This window comes from Mucilaginibacter pineti, from assembly GCF_900101875.1.
In the GTDB taxonomy this organism is placed as follows: Bacteria; Bacteroidota; Bacteroidia; order Sphingobacteriales; family Sphingobacteriaceae; genus Mucilaginibacter; species Mucilaginibacter pineti.
This window is the reverse complement of sequence record NZ_FNAI01000001.1, coordinates 654,993-678,881: the sequence shown is the minus strand read 5'-3', so window position 1 is coordinate 678,881 and position 23,889 is coordinate 654,993. Positions and strand designations below refer to the sequence as shown.

At 40.4% G+C, this 23,889-nt stretch carries 16 protein-coding genes; 13 read left to right on the top strand and 3 right to left on the bottom strand.

Annotated features, from left to right (window positions below):
* Positions 1–7 precede the first annotated feature (7 nt).
* From BLS59_RS02700 to BLS59_RS02650, 11 genes are all read left to right on the top strand, one after another.
* Positions 8–616: an HmuY family protein gene (locus BLS59_RS02700; protein ID WP_091143852.1), complete on the top strand. Its 609-nt coding sequence runs from the start codon at positions 8–10 to the stop codon at positions 614–616.
* A gap of 67 nt (positions 617–683) precedes the next feature.
* The gene (locus BLS59_RS02695) at positions 684–1,523 is read left to right on the top strand and encodes a heme/hemin ABC transporter substrate-binding protein (RefSeq protein WP_162842544.1); all 840 of its coding nucleotides are present in this window, start codon (positions 684–686) and stop codon (positions 1,521–1,523) included.
* A 4-nt stretch (positions 1,524–1,527) separates the two neighbouring features.
* Positions 1,528–2,574 carry a FecCD family ABC transporter permease gene (locus BLS59_RS02690; RefSeq protein ID WP_091143848.1) on the top strand — a complete coding sequence of 349 codons (1,047 nt, stop codon included), beginning with the start codon at positions 1,528–1,530 and terminating at the stop codon, positions 2,572–2,574.
* Positions 2,571–3,353: a heme ABC transporter ATP-binding protein gene (locus BLS59_RS02685; protein ID WP_091143844.1), complete on the top strand. Its 783-nt coding sequence runs from the start codon at positions 2,571–2,573 to the stop codon at positions 3,351–3,353. Before BLS59_RS02690 ends, BLS59_RS02685 begins: the two co-directional genes overlap by 4 nt.
* Positions 3,354–3,372: 19 nt before the next feature.
* Positions 3,373–4,398: a hemin-degrading factor gene (locus BLS59_RS02680; RefSeq protein ID WP_091143840.1), complete on the top strand. Its 1,026-nt coding sequence runs from the start codon at positions 3,373–3,375 to the stop codon at positions 4,396–4,398.
* A 434-nt stretch (positions 4,399–4,832) separates the two neighbouring features.
* Positions 4,833–5,366, top strand: coding sequence for an RNA polymerase sigma factor (locus tag BLS59_RS02675; RefSeq protein ID WP_091143836.1), 534 nt, complete (start codon positions 4,833–4,835; stop codon positions 5,364–5,366).
* Between the two features lie 35 nt (positions 5,367–5,401).
* Entirely contained in the window at positions 5,402–6,547 is a 1,146-nt protein-coding gene (locus BLS59_RS02670) for a FecR family protein (RefSeq protein ID WP_091143833.1), read from the top strand.
* Between the two features lie 241 nt (positions 6,548–6,788).
* On the top strand, positions 6,789–10,283 hold the full coding sequence (locus tag BLS59_RS02665; RefSeq protein WP_091143829.1) for a TonB-dependent receptor: 3,495 nt from the start codon (positions 6,789–6,791) through the stop codon (positions 10,281–10,283).
* A 19-nt stretch (positions 10,284–10,302) separates the two neighbouring features.
* On the top strand, positions 10,303–12,276 hold the full coding sequence (locus BLS59_RS02660) for a RagB/SusD family nutrient uptake outer membrane protein (protein ID WP_091143825.1): 1,974 nt from the start codon (positions 10,303–10,305) through the stop codon (positions 12,274–12,276).
* Between the two features lie 37 nt (positions 12,277–12,313).
* Positions 12,314–13,519 carry a DUF5000 domain-containing lipoprotein gene (locus tag BLS59_RS02655; RefSeq protein WP_091143822.1) on the top strand — a complete coding sequence of 402 codons (1,206 nt, stop codon included), beginning with the start codon at positions 12,314–12,316 and terminating at the stop codon, positions 13,517–13,519.
* 28 nt (positions 13,520–13,547) lie between these two features.
* Complete coding sequence (locus BLS59_RS02650) at positions 13,548–14,795, top strand: DUF4998 domain-containing protein (protein ID WP_091145024.1); 1,248 nt, start codon at positions 13,548–13,550, stop codon at positions 14,793–14,795.
* Positions 14,796–15,019: 224 nt separating this feature from the next.
* Here the strand turns inward: BLS59_RS02650 and BLS59_RS02645 are convergent, their stop codons facing one another.
* Positions 15,020–16,495 carry a ligand-binding sensor domain-containing protein gene (locus BLS59_RS02645; RefSeq protein ID WP_091143818.1) on the bottom strand — a complete coding sequence of 492 codons (1,476 nt, stop codon included), beginning with the start codon at positions 16,493–16,495 and terminating at the stop codon, positions 15,020–15,022.
* A gap of 261 nt (positions 16,496–16,756) precedes the next feature.
* On the opposite strand from BLS59_RS02645, the gene BLS59_RS02640 reads away from it, so the two are divergent.
* Positions 16,757–18,838 carry an AAA family ATPase gene (locus BLS59_RS02640; RefSeq protein ID WP_091143815.1) on the top strand — a complete coding sequence of 694 codons (2,082 nt, stop codon included), beginning with the start codon at positions 16,757–16,759 and terminating at the stop codon, positions 18,836–18,838.
* A 3-nt stretch (positions 18,839–18,841) separates the two neighbouring features.
* Here the strand turns inward: BLS59_RS02640 and BLS59_RS02635 are convergent, their stop codons facing one another.
* A complete protein-coding gene (locus BLS59_RS02635; RefSeq protein ID WP_091143812.1) occupies positions 18,842–19,063 on the bottom strand; it encodes a DUF6965 family protein in 222 nt (73 codons plus the stop codon).
* Between the two features lie 418 nt (positions 19,064–19,481).
* Between BLS59_RS02635 and BLS59_RS02630 the strand changes: the two genes are divergently transcribed.
* Entirely contained in the window at positions 19,482–21,821 is a 2,340-nt protein-coding gene (locus BLS59_RS02630; RefSeq protein ID WP_162842542.1) for an alpha-L-rhamnosidase C-terminal domain-containing protein, read from the top strand.
* 152 nt (positions 21,822–21,973) lie between these two features.
* Here the strand turns inward: BLS59_RS02630 and BLS59_RS02625 are convergent, their stop codons facing one another.
* A complete protein-coding gene (locus BLS59_RS02625; protein ID WP_091143804.1) occupies positions 21,974–23,887 on the bottom strand; it encodes a SusD/RagB family nutrient-binding outer membrane lipoprotein in 1,914 nt (637 codons plus the stop codon).
* Positions 23,888–23,889: the final 2 nt, after the last annotated feature.

Genomic DNA, 23,889 nt, shown 5'->3' with positions numbered 1-23,889 from the left:
AACACACATGAACAAATTTAAAACTCTATCATTGGCATTATGCAGCGCGACTATTTTACTTGCATCATCGTGCAGCAAAAATAATGACACGCCAATCGTTGAAGTCAGCAAACTGAGCACTAAAACAGTTGCTGATCTTGATGGCTCAACAGGTGCCGTTTATTATAGCCTTTCAACCGGCGCGCAGGTTACCGGTGCCGATACTGCCACAAACAAATGGGATCTTAAATTTAAGAGTACCAGCATTTTTGTAAACAGCGGAACATCTGGTACAGGTACAACCCAGGCCCAGGTAGTAAGCAGCACGTTTGAAACTTTAACCGCCGCCCCGGCTGATGGTTATAAAGCCGACGCGACCGGCGCCAACGCTATCACCGGCTGGTATACTTACACTGCCGATACCGCTCCTCAGCATGCTATACTTACTGTGCCCGGGAAAATATTGGTAGTGAAAACCAGCGCCGGTAATTATGCCAAAGTTGAAATTATCAGCTATTATAAAGGCAACCCTAACACCACAACTGCCGACTTTGCCGATCTTACTAAAAGGCCTGCATCGCGTTTTTATACTTTCCGTTTTGCCTACCAGGGCGACGGTACAACAAGCTTTAAATAGGTTTTTATTGGTTGGTTAATAAAGCTCCCCGAAAGGGGAGCTATTTTGATTTTTAAACATTTGGATAATGAAAAAAATAATTTTAATAACAGTACTTGCCATTTTTGCCTTTGGTGCAAAGGGGGCAGATAAAATTCCGGCAAATTCCAAAATAGTATCTCTTAACGGAACCGTTAGCGAGATTCTTGCCGGGTTAGGTTTGGAAAATAATATAATAGGTACCGATGTTACCAGCAATTACCCCGAAAGCCTGAAGAGCAAACCGAAAGTAGGGCATAACCGCAACATTTCTGCCGAAGGTATCATCGCTTTACAACCCGACGTGGTAACAGGTTTATCTACAGAAATAAAGCCCGAACTGGCCGCGCAGTTAAAAGCCGCCGGTATAAAGTTGGTTTTGTTTACACAGGATTTCTCTGCAGATGGAACCCGCAAGTTAATTAAAGATGTTTCGGCTTCATTCGGCGGTGCGCCACAGGCCGCTGCCATGATTAAAAAACTGGATACCGATCTGGCTGCTGTCAATAAGGTGAGCAAAAGCGCTGCGAAGCCTAAAGTATTGTTCATTTATGCTCGTGGAGCCGGTACTATGATGGTATCAGGAGATAATACACCACTAAATAAGATCATCCAATTAGCCGGCGGACAAAACGCAGTTACTGGTTTTAATGATTATAAACCGCTTACTGCAGAAGCATTGGTTGCCGCAAACCCGGATGTGATTTTGCTTTTTAGCAGCGGTATGGAAAGCCTTGGCGGTGCTGCCGGTTTATTAAATGTGCAGGGAATAAATCAAACCAATGCTGGTAAAAACAAAAAATTTGTAACGATGGAAGGTGAGCTACTTACCGGTTTCGGTCCGAGGTTAGGGCAAGCTGTGGCGCAATTATCACAAAAGTTAAAATAGCAAGGTGTTTAAAAACAATAAAGTAATACTTACAGGGCTAAGCCTGTTTTTAATTGTGGTGGTAATAGCTTCTGTATGCATAGGCGCGGTGCATATTAGTTTATCGCAATTTTGGTCGATATTAACCTATTATACCGGATTAAGTAAAGAGATGCTATTCAGTTCGCAGCAAACCGCTGTGTTGTTTAGTTTAAGGTTGCCGAGGGTTTCATTGGGCATAATTATTGGTGCTGCACTGGCTATTTCAGGGGCGTCGCTGCAGGGCTTATTCAGAAACCCGCTTGCTGAGCCTGGTCTTATCGGTATATCATCGGGTGCTACCTTGTTTGCTGCTTTAATGATAGTTTTTGGGGGGCACCTGCTTAATACCATTGGGAGCATTTATAGTTATTATGCGCTTGCTATAGCCGCGTTTATTGGCGCTTTTATTACTACGCTTACCGTTTACCGTATGGCGATGCGCCAGGGGAAAACGGTGATAACAGCGTTATTATTAACTGGTATAGCTATTAATGCCCTGGCTTTTGCGTTTACTGGTCTGTTAACTTATTTATCAACAGATGAGCAATTGCGCAATATCACTTTTTGGAGTTTAGGCAGTTTGGGTGGTGCCAGCTGGTTATCATTCAGCAGCGTATTACCATTTATCGTTGTCCCGCTGATTGGGTTGCCGTTTATGGCAAAATCACTAAATGCTATTGCTTTGGGCGAGGTACAGGCCGGCCACATGGGTATCAACGTTAACCGCACAAAAAGACTGGTAATTGTATTTGCAACAATGGCCGTTGGTGCGTCGGTGGCGGTTGCTGGTATCATTAGCTTTATAGGGCTGGTAATACCGCACATCTTGCGCATGGCATTTGGTTCGGATAACAGGTTGATATTACCTGGTTCGGCATTATTAGGTGCGGCGGCACTTACACTGGCCGATTTAATTTCACGTACAATCGTAGCCCCAGCAGAATTACCAATAGGTATAGTGACCGCCTTAGGCGGCTCGCCGGTATTTATTTACATGATTATTTCACAGCTTAAAAAACAACAGATATGATAGCCGTAAAAAATGTAAGTTATTCTGCCGGAAGGAAACAGATCCTCAACAATGTGTCCTTTAAAGTTGCAGCAGGCGAGATGCTGGCAGTAATAGGAGCCAATGGTGCGGGTAAAAGTACCTTGCTAAAACTGCTTTGCCGGGAGATGTACCCAGCATCTGGCGATATCCGGTTTAATGATAAGGATATAGATTCTTATACCATTAAACAATTGGCGCTTGTCAGATCGGTATTGACACAGCATAACATCGTAAGCGTAATGTTTACAGTAAAGGAGTTGGTACTGATGGGGCGATATCCGCACTTTGAAAATCAGCCATTGGCAAATGATATTGAGGTAGTGAATAAAGTAATGGAAGATACCGGAATAACCCATCTTTCTGCACGGGATTACAATACCTTATCTGGCGGTGAGCAGCAGCGGGTGCAGTTAGCCCGGGTAATAGCCCAGATCTACGATCAGCCAAATGCCTTCCTGTTTTTGGATGAGCCTACAAACGGGCTCGATCTGCTGTATCAGCAACAAATATTGCAGCTTGCCCGGGATATGGCCAATAGGGGATATATTGTGATCAGTATTTTGCACGATATTAATTTTGCATCCCGCTATGCGGATAAGATACTGATCCTTAAAAATGGTGAAACAGTTGCCTTCGGCGCACCATTAGAGGTTATCAGCTGCGAAAATATTCATGAAGCTTTCAATATTAAAGTAAGATTGATGGATTGCGAAGGATTTAAATGTCCACTGGTTATACCCAGCGGAATATTAGTTTAATTTTATAAAACACATAGAAATGGAAAATACAACAACATCAATAAAAGAACAATGGGATCAGTTTAAAGAACAAAATCCCAAATTACGAATCCGCGATGCGGCGAAACAATTAGGTGTAAGCGAGGCCGAACTGGTTAATACCGGGGTTGGCGAACATAATACCTTGCTAAATAACGATTTTAAAGAACTGCTAAGGGAAACCAATACTTTAGGGTACGTGATGGCATTAACACGTAATGACTATTGCGTGCATGAACGTAAAGGTATTTATACCAAGGTTGGCTTTAATGGCCCTGTGGGATTAGTTGTAACACCAGATATAGATCTGCGGTTGTTTATGAACCACTGGTGCTTTGGTTTTGCGGTAAACGAGAATGACAGATTGAGTCTGCAGTTTTTTGATGAGGATGGCAGTGCCGTACATAAAATATACCTTACTGAAAAAAGCAATGAACAGGCTTATCATCAATTAGTGGCAAAATATAAAGCCGATGAGCAATATCAGCAATTAGCTGTTAAGCCAGTGAAATCTGCTGCTTTTCAAAAGCCAGATAGTGAGGTTAATGTGGATGCTTTCCAAAATGCCTGGCTTGCACTTCAGGATACGCATGATTTTCATGGTCTGTTGCGCCAGCATGAACTAACACGTACACAGGCGTTAAGGCTTGCACCAGAAGGTTACGCTCAACCTATAAGTGTTGAATCATTGAAAAACATCCTTACGAAAGCATCCGAAACCTCATTGCCAATTATGGTTTTTACCGGAAGTGCCGGCTGCATTCAAATTCATACAGGCGAAATTCATAAGCTGGTACAAACGGGCCCATGGTTTAACGTGCTCGATCCGGAATTTAATATGCACCTGCGTGAGGACGGTATTGCTGCCATATGGCTTGTTAAAAAGCCAACTACAGACGGTTTTGTACATAGTCTTGAAGTTTATGATAGCGCTGGTAATACAATTGTTCAATTTTTTGGTAAACGTAAACCCGGTATTCCAGAAAGTGAAGATTGGAGAGCAGTCTTAGTTGAATTGGCCAAATAGTTTCTGAATAAATTTGTTCTGTTAAAGGCCTGTAATCGAGAGATTACAGGCCTTTTCTTTTACCTTATCTCGTTTATTATTTGTGTTCATAGAAACGGGAAAATGATTTTAATTTGGAGGTGAGCCAAGAATATAAACATGGTTTTTCCTGATGCTACGATGTTTTCTTTCTTTTAATTGTTATATAAACACAATTGTTAATCATATTTTTTAAAGTTAAAAGTATAAAATTAATGATAAGTTAAGTTTTAAAAATAACTTTTTTACCTATGAATTATTTTCTTAATAGCTAAATTTCGGTTTGATTTAAACAATGGTTAAGTCCGTTAATAATATTTTTATTTAATTGTTGTTTTGACAATAAAAATATCTACATTGGCTTTCGATAGATTTCTCAATCTGTTTTTTGTAAACCAGTTAGTTAAGACCACTTCATGGAAATTTTGAATGATGTTCAAATTATTGAACAATTAAAGATGGGTAACCAAGAGGCTTTTGAAATGCTGTTTAAAAAATATTATAAGCTGCTTAACGTATCGGCTTTTTATATTTTACAGGATGAAATGGAGGCCGAAGACACCGTTCAGGGTTTTTTTGTTGATTTTTGGGATAGGCAATTATATAAAAATGTTAATTCGTCATTAAAAGCTTATTTAAGTATAGCTATTCGTAACCGGTGCTTAAAAAGGATTGAAAAAGAAACGCTTGTACAAAAAAAACTGGTAGATTATCAGTATACACTTACTGGGCCGCAAGTAGAGGAGGATGTGGCGGTAGCGCATTTTTACCCTGATAAGATTTTGGCAGAGCTATCAATGCAGCGCATGCAGGCTATTACATTGGTTCATTATCAAAATAAGAAATATAAGGATGCGGCATTTGAAATGGGAATTAGTATCAACTCTTTAAAAACTCATTTAAAACTTGCGGTGAAAATTTTAAGAGAGGGATTAAAAAATGTGCGTTAGTTCACCCTTTTTCTTATAATTAGGTCTTATAAATAATGAAGTATAATATATCATATATTCAGGAGCTAATAATTGATCACGTTGGTGGCACAATAAGTGACGACGATAATGATTTTCTACAACGTGCAATAGCAGAAGATGCGGATGTTAAACAACTGTGGAACGAAATGCAGTATACTTTGACATCGGGCAGGGGTAAGGATTTTTTGGGAAATCTTGACGAAAACAAGGCTTGGAAGAAAATTGAACTTAAGATTGATGCACAGCCACCTATTTCAAAATTTAAAGGTTTTTCAAAGTGGTTGCCGATAGCTGCAATATTATGCATGGCAATTACTACAGTATATTACTTACAGCCAAAGCCAATAGCTAACCCAATTGTAATTGCAGTTAAAAAAACATTAAAACCTGTCATTGAACTTAAATTGGCAAACGGGCAACACATCAACCTTTCAGATACATCTAAACAAATTATAAATACATCGTTTGCTCATCTTAAAAAAGGCACAAAAGGTTTAAGTTACGAACTAAACGATAACAAAACTGAAGAGTGGAGCACCCTGGTGATACCGCCTCAGTTAACCTATCAGATAGCATTGTCGGATGGTACGCAGGTTTGGTTAAATTCGGCATCAAGCATGCGTTTTCCTTTTTCATTTTCCGGCAAAACAAGAGATGTGTATTTAACCGGTGAAGCCTTTTTTAAAGTAGCAAAAAACGCCGCCAAGCCATTTATTGTACATACTAACCAAACCGATGTACAAGTACTTGGAACAGAGTTTAATGTAAATACGTACAAATCAAATACCACAATAACCTCACTTGTTGAGGGGTCTGTATCTACCAATGGTCATAATAACCAGAAATTATTATTACATCCCGGGTATCAAGCCATCTACGCGCCCGAAAACGGTTTTCTGACCCAATCGTTTGACCCTGGTATTGAACTGGCCTGGATGCACAATATTTATTACTTCCATAACACCAAACTTAATGATATCAGCGAAGTTCTTTTACGCTGGTTTGATATCAAGGTGGTTTTTGATGATCCTGCAAAGGCCGACGAAGCATTTTCGGGTGCTATTCAAAAAAATAAGCCCATTGATGTTTTTATCCAAAATATTAAAACTTCTGCAGGTGTGAAAGCCACTTTTAAAGATGGTGTATTACACATAAAATAAGCCAATTACCTGCGTTAATAAACTTCAAATAAACCGCTGATACAATAGTGTTTTTAAGGTGTAATGTGCGTTAATTATATCAGCTGAAAAGACGGAATTTCAATTGTTTTTCTGATATATAATTGATAAAGTGATTGTTGTCTTGTTTCTTCTATAAAAAAATGAGATTTTTTTTCATTTCTGTTCACCCGTTTTTCTCTGAAACGGTCTTAATAAAAACCAAATTATAAACCCAACACATATGGAGAAAATTTTATTTTACCGGCGACTTCTATTGCCTGTTCTATTTCTTTTATTGGTAACCCGGTACACGGTTGTTCACGCGCAAAGCGTGCCATCCGTAACCCTCAAAAAAGACAATATAACATTAGCGGAAGTATTTAAATCAATTAAAGAACAAACAGGATTAACTGTTTTTTACAGCAACAGTATTTTAAACGACAAGGAACTTATTTCGGTCGATTTTAAAAATGCCGAGCTGAAGGAAGTATTTCGGGTTATCTTAAAAGATAAAAACCTGAATTACGTGGTACAAGACCAACTCATCGTAATTAAAAAAACGGAACCCGTTGCAGCACCTGTAAAAGAACCGGTACGCACCGCCACTCGCAAAAAGGTACAGGGAACTGTTACTGATGAAAAGGGACTATCATTACCTGGTGTAAGTATTAAAATAAAAGGATCAGGCATTGGCACGCAGTCAGATGTTAATGGTAAATACACACTTAATTTACAGGGTGATGGTAAAGTAACCCTCGTTTTTTCTTTCGTGGGATCAAAAAGTCAGGAATTTAATTTAAGTGATTATACCGCATCAAGCGAAGGCATTTACACAGTGGATGTACAAATAGCTGCTGATAAAAACGGACTGGATGAAGTTGCCATTGTTGCTTACGGTACACAGAAAAAATCAAGTCTGGTAAGTTCAATTACCACCATAAGTCCTAAACAGCTTAAAGGCCCGTCAAGTAATTTAACCACTATGCTTGCCGGGGTGGTGCCGGGTATGATATCATATCAGCGAAGTGGTGAGCCAGGAGCCGATAACGCACAGTTTTTTATACGCGGCGTTGGTACATTTGGGGCCGGTAAAGTTGACCCCCTGATTTTAATTGACGGTATCGAATCGACAACAACAGACCTTGCCCGGCTACAACCGGATGATATTTCCGGTTTTTCGGTGTTAAAAGACGCCACCGCTTCGTCACTATATGGTGCGCGTGGTGCAAACGGTGTAATATTGGTAGTTACCAAACGAGGCGATATTGGCGCACTTAAATTTAACGTACGCGCTGAAAACTCAACATCATCCAATATCAAAAACATTGATCTGGCCGATAATATAACCTACATGACACTTGCCAACGAGGCAGTACTTACCCGTAACGCCTTAGGTGCGCTCCCTTACTCACAAAACAAAATAGATCACACGGCCAACGGTGATGATCCGCTGCTATACCCAAGCAACAACTGGATCAAGCAGCTTATAAAAACTAAAACAAGCAACCAAAGGTTCAACATGAATGCCAATGGAGGGTCAGAAAAAGCCAAGTACTACTTGGCCATGACCTATAATATTGATAATGGTAACCTGGCCGAAAATAAGCTTAATAACTTCAGCAATAACATTAAGCTGCAATCGTACTCCATTTTATCAAATACTTCCATAAATCTTACTAAAACTACCGAAGCAGTAGTTAGTTTAAAAGGTCAGTTTGATAGCTATAATGGCCCTATAGGCGGCGGCGGGTATACTTTTTTAAATGCTTTGTGGAGTAATCCGGTAGCTTTTCCGGCAATTTACCCCGGCAATTTGCAGCCATATGCCAATCACCCGCTTTTTGGTAATGCTATTATCCCCGGTGGCGGTTTGTATATGAACCCATACGCGCAATCACTGTCGGGCTTTCAAACCTCAAACACAAGCACATTAACTGCGCAGTTAAACTTAAATCAAAAACTTGATTTTATTACCAGTGGTTTATCGGCAAGAGTAATGGCATATACAACCCGTTATTCCTCCTTCGCGGTTAGTCGCCAATATAGCCCTTATTATTATCAGTCAAACGTGTTTAACGGGCAGTTTAACGGTTTGACATTAATTAACGATGGTCAGTCGGGAAGTATCGGTAACGCACCAACCGAGTATTTAACTTACAGCCCTGGTGGAAGTGTATCCAACTCTACTACCTATATTGAAACGGCGATAAACTACAACCGCACACTTGGCGAAAAGCACGTCATCAGTGGTTTATTAATCGGTACTATGCGTAATTATTTAACAGCCAACGCACCAACATTGCAGTTATCGTTACCGTCGCGTAACCAGGGCGTATCCGGCAGGTTTACTTATGCTTATGATAACCGTTATCTGTTTGAATTTAACTTCGGCTACAATGGCTCCGAGCGTTTTGCAAGTAACCACCGGTTTGGGTTTTTCCCATCTGTAGGTGCAGGCTGGGTTGTATCAAACGAGAAGTTTTTTGAGCCATTATTATCTACTATCGACAATCTGAAATTCAGGTTTACTTACGGGTTAGTTGGTAACGACCAGATAGGTAATGCTAACGACCGTTTCTTTTACTTGTCAGATGTTAATTTAAATAGCGGAAATATCGGTCAGTTTGGTACAAACTTTACTTACAGCAGAGGAGGGGTATTTACCAATCGTTATGAAAACCAAAACATTACCTGGGAGCAATCAAGGCAAACCAATATAGGGATGGATTTAACGGTGGCGAAAAACTTTAATTTAACTTTAGATGCTTACCAAAACAAACGCGACAATATTTTAATGGTAAGGAGCACCATACCTACCTCTATGGGTTTGCAGGCCAATATATCCTCAAATGCGGGTAAATCATCAAGCAAGGGGGTTGATGTAGCCATGGATTACAAGAAAAACTTTACTAATTCTTTTTGGATTCAATCGCGCGGTACGCTTACTTATGCTAAAAGCAAACTGTTGAAAAACGAAGAGCCAGTTTACCCGGCTAACATGCAGTATCTGAGTAGGGTAGGTAATTCCCTAAGCCAGATTTACGGTTTACTTGCCGAGCGGTTATTCATTGACGATAAAGACGTAGCCAATTCGCCCGTACAAAGCTTTGGCGATTATAAAGCCGGAGATATTAAATACCGCGACATGAATGGGGATGGAAAAATAACCAATTCAGATATAGTGCCAATAGGTTATCCTCAGGTGCCCGAAATTATATACGGTGCCGGTTTTTCTGTTGGATATAAAAACTTTGATATCAGTGCGTTTTTCCAGGGGTCAGCACGGTCTTCTTTTGTGATAAATTCGGCAGATATTTCTCCTTTCTATTTAGTGAGCGGTTACCAGTCCAACGGCCTTAACACGGGTAACCAAAGTGGCCTGCTTAATTCAATTGCTAATGATCATTGGTCAGAAGATAACCGTAACCCTTACGCGTTTTGGCCACGTTTAAGTAATACCATACAGGCAAATAACAGCCAAACGTCAACATCGCCAACATCCACATGGTGGTTGCGGGATGGCTCGTTCCTACGCCTGAAATCGGCAGAGATCGGATACAATTTCACTAAAAGTCAACTTAAAAGTATCCATTTGAATAGCGCGCGTATTTATATAAACGGCTTAAACCTCTTAACATTGAGCAGCTTTAAGCTTTGGGACCCGGAAATGGGAACATCGGGATTGGGGTATCCAATTCAAAAAGTGTTTAACATAGGTTTAAGGGTAGAATTTTAATAGCGTTTAAATTAATTATATGAAAAGTAATTTTATACAAAAAATAAGGCATTCACTATATAACTATACAGCCAAAGGCAAGTTTGCCGTATGCCTGTTGGTTATTATAATTGCTTTGCCCATATCATCCTGTAAAAAATCATTTCTGGATGTTGTTCCTGATAATGTTTCAACTATTGCAAACGCTTTCGTTTCAAAAACCGAGGCAGAAAAGTATTTATTTACCTGTTATTCTTACCTGCCAACGGAAGCAGATCCAACGTATAACGTGGGGCTCACTGCAGGTGATGAGGTTTGGGTTGAAGATCCGGCAAATCATATCCGGTCAACAAATGTTTTACAATTGCCCAGAGGATTTCAAAACACATCAGACCCTATTGCCAATTTTATGAACGGCACAAGGGACGCGGCTGCAAATTACAAAGCAATACGCGACTGTAATGTTTTCCTGGAAAATGTAAGCGATTTAAATAAAGTACGTGACCTGGATATTGATACCCGCGAACGTTGGATAGCTGAGGTACAGTTTCTTAAAGCATTTTATCATTTTATCCTTTTTAGGGCATACGGGCCTATTCCAATCATTGATAAAAACCTGCCAATTGATGCATCTATTGATGAAGTTAGGGTTAAACGCAGGCCGGTTGACGAAGTGGTTAATTATATAGCCGGTTTGTATGATCTGGCTGCAGCCAAACTTCCCCTAACTATTAACAACGAAAGTAGTGACCTTGGGCGTATTACCAAGCCAATTGCATTAAGCATGAAGGCAAAACTACTGGTAACCGCGGCAAGCCCCTTATTTAACGGTAACCCTGATTATAGTTCTTTTAAAAATAAAGATGGCGAGCAGTTATTTAATTCAACCTACAGCGTAGAAAAATGGCAGCGTGCCGCTACGGCTTGTAAAGAAGCCATCGATCTTTGCCAGCAACAAAACATACAGTTGTATACATTTCCTGCGCAAACCAATCCGCTTAGTCAAACAACTATGACGCAGATGAGCATCAGGAATGCCATGAGCGAAAAATGGAATGATGAGTTGATATGGGGATTAACCGTTAATAACATTGGTTTTAATTCATTCTTCCAGTCGATGTGTGCGGGTCAGTATGATTTTAATAATGCCGACGCTGCAAAATCAGCAAACCGCCCTTTGCTTGGCCCCACTATAAAAATGGCCAAAATGTTTTATACAAAAAACGGGGTTCCCATTAATGAAGACAAAACGCTTGATTTTACCAATATAGCTGAACTGCGGGTTGGTACTCATGCCGAACGTTTTAACATCAAAGAAGGGGAAACCACCGCACGCCTTAATTTTGACAGGGAGCCACGCTATTACGCCGACCTGGGATTTGACCGTGGGGTGTGGTATATGGCTAATAGCCCATCAAAAACCGACGAAGATACCTGGTGGATGAAAGCCCGCGGTGCCGAAGTAGGCCAATCGTCGCCAATACCGATTGCCGGTTTTTACATGAAAAAAGCGCTTAACTGGCATTACGAATGGGCAACCGTTACTTATACCAATTATCCATGGCCAGAAATGAGGCTTTCAGATCTATATCTGTTGTATGCCGAGGCACTAAATGAGGCAGAAGGCCCTACCGGTGATGTGTATACCTATGTAAACCTGATAAGGGCAAGAGCTGGGTTACCTACAGTGCAGGATTCATGGTCAAATTACAGTATCAACCCAACCAAATACACCACTAAAGACGGCATGCGGTCAATTATACAGCGAGAGCGTAGCGTTGAGCTTTGCTTTGAAGGTCATCGTTTTTGGGATTTGTTACGCTGGAAAACAGCGGGCGTTGAGCTTAATGGAAACGTAACAGGATGGTCGATAAGTGAAAATTCGCCAGAACTGTATTATCGCGAGCGGTCCATCTATTCGAGGCATTTTGTAATCCCGCGTGATTACTTATGGCCACTTCAGGAAAACGATCTGCTGGTTAATCAAAACCTGGTGCAAAACCCTAACTGGTAAGGGGCAACAATATATGTTCAACATTAGAAACATTAAAATGGAAACAATAAAATTACGATCAGCCTTATATATAGCTTTAATAGCAGTAATTGGTATAGGCTGCAAGCAGGAAACATTAAATAAGCCCACGGTAATAAATACAAACCCGCCGGGTGTTGTATCAAATGTACAGGTGGTAAATGAAAACGGGCAGGCCAGTTTAACATTTTCGTTACCCAATGATGCCGACCTTTTTTATGTAAAGGCCGTGTATGAAACATCTAAAGGTAAAAGCAGGGAAGTTATAGCCTCACATTATACCAATACACTAACGGTGGATGGTTTTGCCGACACCTTAGCGCATGAGGTGAAATTATATGCCGTAAATTCAAGTGAGGTAGTTTCGGCACCGGTTACGGTTACGGTAACGCCCTTAACGCCGCCATATATCCTCGCGTTTAGATCGCTTAAAATTACGGCCACCTTTGGCGGATTTAACGTACTTGCCGATAATCTTTTTAAAGGTAACCTGGCCATAGTACCATTGGTTGATACCGCTAATAATGGATTATATGTACAGCCTAAGGGTATGGACAATATATACAGTAACAGCGCCCAAATAAAAGCGGCGGTGCGAGGACAGCCGGCTATTGAAAGAACGTATGCTTTTTTTGTAAGGGATAGGTTTTTAAATCGTTCTGATACCTTGTTTTTAAAGCTTACACCTTTTTACGAGGAACAATTTTCCAAGCTCGACTGGTCTGTTTATGTTTTGCCGGGTGATGCCAAAAATCTATATTCTTATACAGACGTAACAAAGATTTTTGATGGAAACTTTAACGGCGGCTGGCCAAATTGTTTGTTTACGGAAGAGAGCGCCGGCAGCCCGCAAATGGTAACCATTGATCTTGGAAAGCCTCGTGTTTTCAGCCGATTTATACTCAATCCGTTTATAGAGGTCGGCAACGTTTATTATGTAAGGGGAAATTTAAGGGATTTTGAAATATGGGGATCAAACTCACCAAATGTAAATGGTGCGCTGGATGGCACCTGGACAAAGTTGGTAACCTGTAACGTGGTTAAACCATCAGGTTCACCATCTGGTACGGAAACCGCGGCCGATCAAACTTATGCGCATGATGGCTGGGGTTATGATTTTCCGGCAGGCTTAGGCACATATCGTTACGTGAGGATCAGGAGTCTTCGTAACTGGACAGGATCATACTTTATGAGTATCAGTGAGTTTACAATGTTTGGAAAGTAGCAGGGAGTTTAAAAATCAAAATTTAATTATGAAACAATATAAAATTACGTCATACTATATTTTGGTATTAGCGGTACTTGTAATAAGTGCCTGTACTAAAATGGATGATTATAAAAAGAAATATGAAGCAAACGGTCCGCTGATATACCCCGGCATACTTGACTCTGTACAAGTGTTTTCCGGAAAAAATCGCGTACTGATCACGGGCCTTTTTACCTCCGATCCTAAAATTGTTAAATACCGGGTTTACTGGAATAGCAAGCAGGATTCTGTAGAGGTACCCGTTGTACGTACAAGTGGCGTTGATACCGCTAAATTGTATATACCCAATTTGCCCGAAGGTTTGATGTCGTTCGAGATCAGGACGTATGATAATGCCGGGCATGTTTCCATCCCGGTTGGTATTGCGGGTAATATATACGGCGATTTGTATCAAAGCTCAATCATAAACAGGGGGATAGTAAAAGCCGAAATTCAAACGGACGGTTCGGCATTAATTAACTGGGCCGATGTAAACAGCGACGATGGCTTAGTTTCGATGCGAATTAAATATACTGATGCTGCTAACAAGGCACACGATACATTAATTACGTCAATTCCAGCTAATTTAAGTACTTCGCTGCCTGCATTTAAGGCGGGCAGCTCCATTAGCTATCGTACAGCTTATTTACCAAACAAAACGGCTATTGATACTTTTTATGTTGATTATCAAACCCACACGGTAAAAGCCGACGTAACCAACATTTACCTGTCAAATATGGGCCCTTTTGTAAGAGATTCTTTTGACGGAAGATGGGGTACGCTTGCAGCGCCATGGATTACCAACGCAGCAGCAAAAAATAAGGACAACGGGGTTAACGGCGGTTATACAGGTGACGAAGGCGGAGCAATTAACTGGGAAACATGGAATAATTCTCCTGTTGTAAACGGGATACTCTATCAGCCTACATCCTCGCCACTGCCTGCAGCAAATTACATTGTTACATTTGATTATTATTCAGAAATACAATCTAATTCATCCGTGTATTGTGTGGCAGCAGCTGGAGGTAATGGTATCCCCGTATTGGCTAACCTTGCTACCGCATTAGGTTCTGCTTCTGTGTATAACGGGGCAATTGTAGGTACAACAGGTCCCAATGCCACCGAATCAAAAAGTTTCACATTTACCCTTACCTCACCGCAAGTGGTTTCAATAGGAATTTTAGGGAATATTGTTGGTAATGGTAATCCCGGTAGTTATTTCAGGATATCAAAAATCAGACTATTCAAAAATTGATGATTAATCCTCGCCTATAGAGGCAGAGGTGGGGATACTGCAAAAAGTAGTCAATACCTTTGGCTTATATAAAATATCCTGGCTGGAATTATCCAGTCAGGATATTTTATTTAGATCCCGGCAACTAAAGCATTTATCTTAGATCAGCTTATAAGATACATAATCAATGAAAAGGTATTTAATTCTCTTTCTCAGATAATAAGAACTGAAATTTAAATCAACTATTATTTCTTCTTTATCCTCGTTAAACCGTTAGCCGTAGTAGCATAAATGTCACCTTTTGAATCCTGCATCAGCTGGTAAACAGTAAAACCTGGCATTGCAGAATTATTATTATGGTAGTTTTCCCACTCATCCTTCAAATTAAACCTCACCAATCCTGATTGATCTGTACCTATCCACAAAACATGTTCAAATTTGTCATACAGCATAGTGTTAACATGATTTGCCGGCATGCCGGAATTTTTATCATTATAATGCAGCCATTGTCCATTTGCTTTCAGCACGGCTATGCCTTCCCGATCATTGTCGCCCTCAACCTTATTACAATCAACCATTGAAAAGTAGATGTTTCCATTTTCATCTTCGGTTGCGCCGGATATAGACATGTTTTTTAAAGGGGTATTGGCGGTATTAAATTTGGTTATTATGGAGTGCCCGTCCATCATTATAGTACCTTTTGATGTACCTATCCATAGGCGTTGCTGGCTATCGTCAAATGCGTAAGAAATATTACTTGAGGGTAGTTGCGGTATGGTTTTCTTATTTAACAATACAACTTTGTCTTTTTTAACTACAACCAAACCGTCTTTGGTTGTAAACAGCAGTTTACCGTTGCGGCTATTTAAAATATGGTTAACTCCGGATGCTAAAAACTTTTTAAAGTCATATATCTGCCACCCCGCGCCATCCTGGTATTTGTATACCCTATTGTAAGCATACGCCCATTTGAAATTGTCTTTATCAACAGTTATATCCTGTACAGGTGTTTCTGCAGTAAAAGGAGAGTTAAACTCATTTACCGGGGTAAAGCCCTCTCCATCAAAACGGGTAAGTCCTTTGGCCGTAGCGTACCACAAAATGTCGGATTTATCTACTGCGGCAGATTGGCCAATATTATCCGGAAGAGGAGAATTATACCGGGTCCATACCTTAAAGTCGTAGTTCTTTAAGGATGGGTTTGTATAGGTTATGGTTTTATTATAAATCACTGGGTCGCCGGGAGGGGCAAGCTGGCTCAAATCCATACGGAGCATACGGGCAGACATTACCCCGTTGGCAATACGAAACATCACATTAACCGAGGCCGAAATGGGTTTGCCATTTTCTTTTGCAGCTTTCCATATATTACCATTCAAATACCTGATCAATTCGGATGTTAACGAACTATTGGTAACATCTGAATGACTAAGCACACAGCTAAAACCAGAAGATTCAACCAAAACCTGAAAAGTAATCGATGTATTTACATCTTTAAAACTATATCGGCGATTAATCTGTCCGCATATATAATCCAGGGTAAACTGGTCGCAGGTTGCTTTTTTATCGCCGCAATCCATACAAAAACTCGCGTTACCGCAGGCCTCTATTTTTTCCAGAAAAAGATATTGCGCCGAAAGTGTCGACGGTAAAAAGAAAACAAAAAGGCTGATAAGTAATAACTTACAAACTTTGGTGGTAGGGTATAACGATGCTAACATTCCGTTTATAAATAAAAGAAACCAAACCCAAAACACCAAATGAATAATAGTTAAATAATGTTAAACCAAATTATTGAATGTTTAAAGAATGGCTAACAAACATACCCTTTACTCGCGACATTGCTGTTGGTAATTTATGGATTATCAGCATCCGCTTATTGAATTAAACAGCTACGTTTTGTTAATATGCTGTTATGTTACGCTCATGACGATATCCTGCCGCCTAATTTGTTATTTTTAACAAAATTTCTATTTTAATATATGGTGCTTGAGCCCTTTCATGAACTCGTTTTAAAATTCATCAGGAATACCAACAGACCCATATTTCTAACAGGTAAGGCAGGTACCGGTAAAACTACATTCCTTCGGCGCATAAGGGCCGATGTTACCAAAAGCATGGCTGTTGTAGCACCTACCGCAGTAGCAGCTATTAACGCGGGCGGTGTAACCATCCATTCTTTTTTTCAGGTCCCTTTCGGGCCGCAAATACCTGCCGGTAGTAATGAGCCGCTTAAACAGGTCAGCCAGGAAAAATTTAAAGTTTTGCAATGTCTGGACCTGCTTATTATTGATGAAATAAGTATGGTAAGGGCTGATACGTTGGATTATATCGACACCGTACTCAGGCAGGTTAAAGGATCAATACGTCCGTTCGGCGGTGTTCAGTTACTCATGATAGGTGACCTGTTCCAATTGCCGCCGGTTTATGAGAAAGATTGGGGTGTACTAAGCAGATTTTATACCGGCCCTTATTTTTTTAATAGTCTTGCGTTAAAAAAAATACCAGTAATAACTTTTGAGCTTACGCAGGTATATCGCCAAAAAGACCCTGGTTTTGTAGCGATATTAAATCAGATCAGGAATGGTAGTGTGGGCGACGAGGCGCTGAATCAGCTCAATGCGCATTTTGATGCCAATTTAAATGACAACTGGTTAAAAGACTATGTAACGCTTTCTACACATAATAAACTGGTTAACGAGATAAACCAACAGCGGTTAACAGAACTGGAGGGCGAACCTCACGTTTTTAAGGCCACCGTTACCGGCGATTTTCCTAAAGAAGGTTACCCCGCCGAAGAAGAATTAGTATTAAAAGTTGGCGCCCAGGTAATGTTTATCAAAAATGATAGTTCGGGAAAGAAACAATATTATAATGGCAGAACGGCGCGGATCACAACGATAGGACAGGGGAGTGTAAAGTTGAGTTTCCTTGATGATGGTTCCGAGTTTGAAGCTGTTCCTGAAAGCTGGCAAAACGTTAAATATTCACTTGCCGAAGATGAACAAAAGGTAAACGAATCCAATAATGGGTCTTTTAGTCAATATCCATTACGGCTGGCCTGGGCTATCACCGTTCACAAAAGCCAGGGGCTAACCTTTGAAAAGGCCATCATTGATATCGACGCAGCATTTGCTTTTGGACAGGCATACGTAGCACTTAGCCGATGCCGGACTTTAGAAGGTATTATCCTGAAAGCCCCCGTGCGCTCAGAAAACGTGCGGACAGATCCGGAAATCGTGCGCTTTATGCAGAGCGCTGTTAACGAAGCGCCCAACGAGCAATTATTGAACGATATTATTCTTGGCGCAGAATCTGAATTGCTGATGGATATTTTCGACTTCTCTATATTGACTACAGGTTGGGATCAATTCAAAATATTTTACGTTGCTAATGAACAGCTCTCAACAGTTTTGCAGCAAACCGATAACCTATTGCAGAAAGAGATAAAAGCCATTGGTGACAGGTTCATGAAAAAAGAACTTTCCGTTTTTAATAATAACCAACCACTCTGGAGCAATGAAACGCTTAAAGAACGGCTAAGAAACGCCGCGACATATTTTGTACCCAAATTAGACGCGTTGGCCGCCGCTGTAAATGATTTGTATGCTCAGAAAAATCGGGATAATAACCCTGTTGAATTTTATGATAGCCTGAATCATTTGCTGGTGAGTTTAAAAGCAAAAACAGCGGCATTTATCCGTATGCCTATGGCGTCGTCAGGTAACGATGTGATATCTTCTGTACAGGAAGCCGGTATTAGTTTTAAACCGGTTTATAAAAACTGGAACGTCAAAGTATTGCCGAAAGAAAAAGAAATAGCGCATCCTGAACTATATAAGCAACTGTTAAATTGGCGTAAGGCAATAAGCCAGGAGCGAAAAGTGCTGGAACATACACTGGTTTCGGAAAATATGCTCAGGGATATTACAGCAAAATTGCCACGTTCATTAAATCAGCTTTCGCAGCTAAAGAGTTTCGGTGACGCAAAGGCGACGGATCTTGGTGAGCCCATTTTAAAAATGATACGCAGCTATTTAGGAGAAAACGATTTGTTTTCCTAAGTATTAGCACCTTGGGATACCCGGCCCATTGTAAGGGTTTTCAATGGCATTTTTTATTTTTAATAACCGGTGCTGGTGCCGCCAATTTTCAGGGTATAGTTGCATGTTGGCCAGTAATATTTTTACCTGATCGGCAACGTTGAATTGGGTTGTGGCCCTGTCCAATCTTAATTCCTGTGGTAACTGGATGTTCGCAAAATATTCCGTCAATTCATCAAAATTCATATCACAAAGTTAAAAAGATTTCAGGATGCATTTATACTGCGTTTAAATTTATCACGGTGAAAGTTTGTAATGGCGTTTTATATAATTCGGAGTTATGTTTATTGCAGCTAATCCTGAATGTCAAAAAGTGCAAAAAATAGCCATTTTACAACAATTGAATTTTGCCATCAAGCGTGTAATTTCGTCATTACATCAATTGTAAAACCGCCTCAAATTTTGTCTTATGATTTACTTTACCCGTGAATTTACCTTGTGTGCACATATTGTTAAGGCAAATTTTAATATTAAGCCCTCCTCAATTCTGCTATTAATACTTTGTTTAGGGTGTTGGAAATCTGTACAGGGACAAATAAACGGCTACCCACCGGTATCCGCAATAAAAAAAGGACGTTTAAATCCCTTGTCCCCAGACCCGGTTATGAATTATACCTGGGCTAATCCAAAGGCTTCTGATGATCTGGAGAGTTATCAGTTAAAACCTGTAAGCTGGGTTGTTTCCAAGACCGCCAGTTTTAATATGACAGATTATAAAAAAAATGATGTCATCGTTGTAAACGGCAAGGGGGATATTCGCTTTGATTTCGGGCGTACAAATGCTGGTTGGCTGGAGTTTGAAGCCGACGACTTGAAAGATAGTATAGCCATGAGTATAAGTGAATACAACCAACCTGCAATTGTTAATAACGGTGCCGTACATAGGTTTAAAACCTTAGCCCCGGTTAAACACGGGCAAACTTACAGGTTAGAATTAAATCCTGAGTTATATGAAGGCGTTCGGTTTGGCTGGATCCATGTGCTTTCACATCAGCAGCGATGGCACATCAAAAATTTACGTTTGGTTTGCCAGGTTAAGCCCACTAATTATCAAGGTAGTTTTTCCTGCAGCGATCCCGAGCTTACACGGATCTGGTATACCGGAGCCTACACCGTTAAACTCAATCTACTTAAGAATTATTTTGGCGCCATTTTAATAGAAAGGCAGGATAGGTTTTCATGGACAGGTGATGCTTACGTAGCCCAGGCAGCCTCTATGGTGGCATTTGGAAATTACGACTTTGTGAAAACCAATATCGACTATACTTCCAAACTTGATAACGGCATAGCCAGCTATGCGCTTTATTGGGTTTTAAGTCTTATCGACTATGTGAATTATACAGGTGATGTTGAGTTTGCAAAAAAATATATTGATAATGCTTGTAAAAAGTTGGACCGAGCCTACGAACACTTTGGAAAAGCACCAAATCTGGAGTTTTTTGGGTGGGACGAACGCCTTGGTGCCGGATTTGAAAACGCCAATATAACAGAATCGCAATATGCTTATTCCATGGTTAGCATACGTACCTGGCTGGAATATGGCAGGTTAATGAAACAAATTGGCCGTTTAGACCTGGCTACAAAATACATAGACTATGCTATCCAAAAAATTGCAGAGGAAAGAAATAAAAATAACTGGCAAAGTAATTATGGGCTTCACGCTTCGGCAGATGCCGTCAATACCGGCCTAACTACATCTGTAGAAAATGGGGTATTCTATAAAAGTAATTTCACGGATAGGGTAAACAGGGTATCGTATTCGCCTTTTAATGAATATTTTATAATAGGTGCAATGGCAAAAATGCAAAAGTATACCGATGCAGTAAGTGCAATTAAAGATGTTTGGGGTGGGCAGTTAAAATACGGAGGAACTACTTTTTTTGAGGTGTATCGCCCAAGTTGGAACGCCATTCTCGGGAAAAACGATGCTGTACCGAATAACCAGTGTACCTATACCAGTCTTACGCATCCATGGAGCGCTGGCGTAGTTAAATGGCTTTCAGAGGAAATACTGGGTATCAAACCACTGGATCTGGGGTTTAAAACCTTTGAAATTGTACCGCATTTGGCAGACACCATTAATGCAGTTAGCGGAAGTACACCAACATTAAAAGGAACCATCTCTGCGAGTTTTAATGTTAAATCCGGACGAGCTACAGTAACAATACCAGATGGTACAATGGCAACAAGAGTCGCTATACCATTAGGGGGAAATAGTGTTAAATCTCTTTATTTGAATGGACGATTGATTTGGGAGGGGAAAGGATCAAATAACAGATCTCAAAACGATATTAAGGTTAATGACGGATATTTAAATATCATGGGATTGGCACCGGGTAAATATGAGTATAAGATGGTGTATAATAGTTTTGTAAAACGCAAGCCGATGGTAAACCTGCCCTGGAATTATGCTATCAATGCTTTTAAACAGGATAGTTTAACTGCTGGAAAATGGAGGGATAAATATGGAAGGGAGGGCTTCACATTATTTAACAGTGTTGAAAGTGGAAAGACTCTGCAAAAATTACCGGCGTATGTATCATCAGTAGTGTTGAGGAATGAAGCCAAAGTTCATACAAACCTGCCGGGAGATGATAGGGTATTAACTGATACTATGGGTTTTGTTGGCGGTTTTGGAGCAGCGGTTACACAAGATCCTATACCGCTGCTGGAAACTATGACAATGGATATTCAGGTAAAAGATGATAAAGTTCACCAACTTGCACTTTACTTTTTGGATTGGGATAAATCCGGAAGGCGATCCGAGCTGGAAATATTTGATGCTAAAACGCTTAAGCTACTGGCGCCGGTTCAAATGGTAAAACAATATCAAGCCGGGAAATATCTCGTTTTTAATTATTCGGGTAGTATAAGGATCCGGATAAACCAGGTTCGGGGACCAAACGCGGCTTTAAGCGGTGTATTCTTTGATAAATTCAAATGATAAGTTCTTGCATTTGAAATAAATCATCATAGTATTCTAAATGCTATCGGAATAATTAGGGTTGAAACAAAAAGACCTCGTCAGTATTACCTGACGAGGTCTTTGCTTTTTGCAAACCAGTTTGTTATTCTACGGCTTACTATTGCTTTTTTTTAGTGTTTTGCCCACCATAGTGGTGTTAAAACTGCATCGGCACCGCCCAATGCCGCAACAGCCTGGTTGTAACCATTAATGTTGCTGTTACGCAAACCTGAAGGGTATTTCATACGCTGAGAGAAGAATTTTACGCTGCTTGTCATATAGTTTGACGAATTTAAAGCAGGCAGATCAGGCATAATATCTTCAACCGCAGGATTTTCATAGAATGGTAAACCTAACCTTCTGTGGTCGTTCCAGCTTTCCAGCGTTAAATATGGCGTTTGCGCTATAAATTTCTGAGTAATGATCTTGGTAAGGTGGTCGTTTCTAACTGCGCCAGATTTGTACAGATCATTTTTAGGATAGCTTATTTCTACAGTACCAGCAGTACCGGTAATACCATCTTCATATTTCATGGTATGCGTAGCAGGCGGCTCAGTTGTGTTATCCCAGTTTACAGATGTACCAACACGGTTATAATCTGTAGAGGCAAGGTAAGCACCTAAAGAAGCTGATGTGCCAAAATAATCAAAGCTCTTACTGATACCGGTTTCGTAAGCTGTTTTAGCATCAACAGGTGATGTCCAGCCGCGTTCGGCAGCTTCAGCTAATAGGAAATACGTTTCCCAAGGACCAAAGAATACCCTTCTGTTATTACCGTTCCTGTAAATCAGGTTCAATAATGGCTTAAAACCATTAGTAGTAATAGCATCGTTCATTCCTGCTTTTGCACCCCAGTTACCATCAGCTTTAGCATTCCAGGTACTTGTGGAGTTTAATGTTTTAACTACAGTACCAGCGCTATTTTTCAGGTCTCTTACAGTAGCTGTAAATGTACCGCCAATAGCAGGGTAATTAGGATCGGTTATATCACCAGGAACACTGAATACTTTGTATGCACGCGGGTCAATAGTGTTAGGCATACCATTAAACCAGTAGCCAGCCATAGGATCATTGGTTTTTGTTGCAAACTGATCAGGGAAACTTTGACCCATCCAATCGGCTGGTTTAACAGCGGATGCAAATGCAGGTAATTGATCAGCGGTTTTAATGCTTCCTAAGCCAACAGTAAGGTTGTTATAAGTTGCAGATATAGGTAAGCCCATCCATGATGATTCTTTTCTGAATACACTGCTAAGAGGGTTGTAGCTATTAGGTAATTCCTGTACACTAAACATTCCTGCAGCATCAGTAATGTAATCTTTCGTAGCAGCAGCAGCCTCAAATTCTGATTGAGCCTTTGCGGCATCGACTTCTGATAACCTCATGGCTAAACGCATACGCATTGATGTAGCGTATTTATGCCATTTAGCAAAATCATATCCGTAAGCTGGATCTTCTTTATTTACATCGCCAGTAACCGGAACATTAAGATCAAGCTTTGAACTTGCATCTTTCAGCTCGTCAAGCATATAATAGTAAACTGTTTTTACATCCTTGAAATCAGGGTTTTTACCCTGAAAGCCGTCAGTTGGTATCGGGCCAAAACTATCTGAAAGTTCACTCATCAAATAAGCTCTCCAGATACGGGCTACCTGTACAAGATTGTTGGTGTAAGGTTTTGAAGTTCCCTTGGCAATTTGGCCAGTTCCTACCTCAATGGCACTGTTGATGTAATTTAACCATTGTGATGATTGCCTGTAATATTCTGATGTCCAACCATCATCATAGGATCCGCGCGAAAAAGTTTCTCCATCCTCGTCTTGCAGGGCATGGCCACCAACTACCCAATAAAGGATAAATACACGTTCAGATAATCCCGGGTCTTGTTGGGCGCCAATAATTGAATTGTCTATAAAATACTCTGTTTGTACCTGGTCAACACTTGCCTTAAGCGGATCGTTATTGAGCTCGGTAAATTTATTACATGACGAGGCTAACAGGGTGGCTGTAAGCAGCAGGCATGATCTTTTTAATATGGTTTTCATAT